The sequence below is a fragment of the Burkholderia sp. Se-20378 genome, from assembly GCF_017104665.1.
GTDB classification, from domain to species: Bacteria; Pseudomonadota; Gammaproteobacteria; order Burkholderiales; family Burkholderiaceae; genus Burkholderia; species Burkholderia lata.
Window position 1 is genome coordinate 1 of the sequence record NZ_JAAGPG010000898.1, and the last position, 1,868, is coordinate 1,868.

Annotated in this window: 1 protein-coding gene and 1 pseudogene; both read right to left on the reverse strand. The window is 68.6% G+C overall.

Annotated features, from left to right (window positions below):
• Nucleotides 1-453: pseudogene (locus G3N93_RS38745) on the reverse strand (heme biosynthesis HemY N-terminal domain-containing protein); the annotation flags it as partial.
• A gap of 2 nt (nt 454-455) precedes the next feature.
• The coding region (gene hemDX, locus G3N93_RS38750; RefSeq protein ID WP_206135409.1) for a fused uroporphyrinogen-III synthase HemD/membrane protein HemX at nt 456-1,868 on the reverse strand (1,413 nt) is incomplete at its 5' end.

Genomic DNA, 1,868 nt, shown 5'->3' on the forward strand with positions numbered 1-1,868 from the left:
TCATTCCGGCGCGTCGACCTTCGACAGCCAGTCGTCGCGGCGCGTGTACTCGTGCATCCGGTGCGCGGCCGTGGCCGCGACGAGACTCGCCGCGCCCTGGTTCGCATCGACCGACAGCGCTTCACGCGCAGCCTTCTCCGCGCGCGAGAAGCGGCCGGCGTACAGGTTCGCGATCGCGTCGCGCAGCGATGCCTGCGCCTTCTCGTTGCGCGAGCGCGCCCGATACGCGGCGACCCGCTGCGGCATGCGCCAGATGTTGCGTACGATACGCAGCAGCGCATACACGACGATGAACAGCACGACGATGGCGATCACGAACAGGTTCAGCGACACGTCGATCCGGTACGGCGGATAGACGAGCAGCACCTGCCCCGCGTCGAAACGGCCGACGGTGGCGAGCGCTGCGGCGATCGCGAACAGGACCGCGAGCCAGACGATTCCTCGAAGCGTCATCGTTACCCCCGGCTCTTGAACTGCTGAACGGCGTTCAGGCTCGTGTTCAGGTTCGGCACCGCAACCGTCAGCGATGCGCCGTCAACCTGCTTGAGCAGATCCTCGACGGTCTGCGTATCCTTCGATGCCTGGTCGAAATACTTCCCGAGCGACGCCTGCGCGGCGTGCAGGTCGGCCTTCATCGCGCTGTCGTTGCGCGCGAGCAGCGACAGGCGCGCGGTCAGCAGGCGCAGCTTCACGTTCTCGCGCACGAAGTAGCCCTGGTCGGGCGACGCGAGCATCGCGTCCGCGTTGTCGATGCGGCGCACCTGCACGAGCCCCTTCAACTGCTGGCCGAGGCCGGCCGAGAAGTCGTGCCACCACACCTTCCAGCGCGGCTCGCCGGCCACGGCCGACGACGCGGCGTCGGCCGGCGCGGCCTTCGGCGCTTCGTGCGGGACGATCGCTTCACCGGACAGCGGCAGCGCGTCGATCTTCGCAATGGCATCGTCGAGCTTGATCGCAAGGCCCGTGAGGTCGGCCGCCGGTGCGGCCTTCAGCTTCTCGATGTCCAGCGCGAGCGCCTTGCGCACCGTCACCGCCTGCGCGCTCTGCGACGTTGCGAGGCGCGCGTCGGCGTTCTGCAGCGCGATCAGCGCGAGCTGCGTGTTGCCGGTCAGCTGAAGCTGCTGGCTCGCGCTCGACAGCATCTGGTCGACTTCCTCGAGCATCCACGCATCGCGGTTGCGCGACAGGTCCTGGTATTGCTGCTGCAGCGCCTGCTGCGCGCTCTGCGCGTCGGCGAGCTTGCCGTCGAGCTGCGCGAGCTGCGTGTCGACCTGGTGCGTGCTCGCGAGCGCCTGCTCGGTCTTCAGGCGCGTCTCGGCCGTCTGCGCATCGAGCGCCTTCTGGCGCGTGACGAACGTGCCGTCGAGCCGGTCGATCTTGCGGTTCAGCGCGTAGCCGCCGACGCCCGCCGCGCAGCCGAGCACGACGACGACGAACCACAGCACCGCGCTGCCGCCACGGCGCGCAGGCGGTTCGGACGCCATATAGGCGGGACGCGACGGCGGTGCGGATGCAGCGGCCGGCTGGGAAGCGACGCTTTTGGAATCGTTGGTATCTGTCATGCGTTTAGTCACCGGTGCGGCTGTCGCCGGTTGGACGGCCTCGTCGGCCATCGTTCGAAACGCGCGGACGATGCGCTCATCGCCCGCGCCGGTCAGCGTAATCCTATCAAAACCCAATGAACGCGCGGTCTGCTCGATCCGCGGATGCGGCGTCACGAGCGGCGCGTGCTTCAGCGCGTCGATCTCGGCGTCGTTCAGGTGCGCCCGCGCGAGTTCGTGCAGGTTGCGCACGCCTTCCGAGCTCGTGACGAGCCACGCATGCGGTTCGCCGTGGAGCAGCGCATGCACGCGCTCCCACGCGCCGAC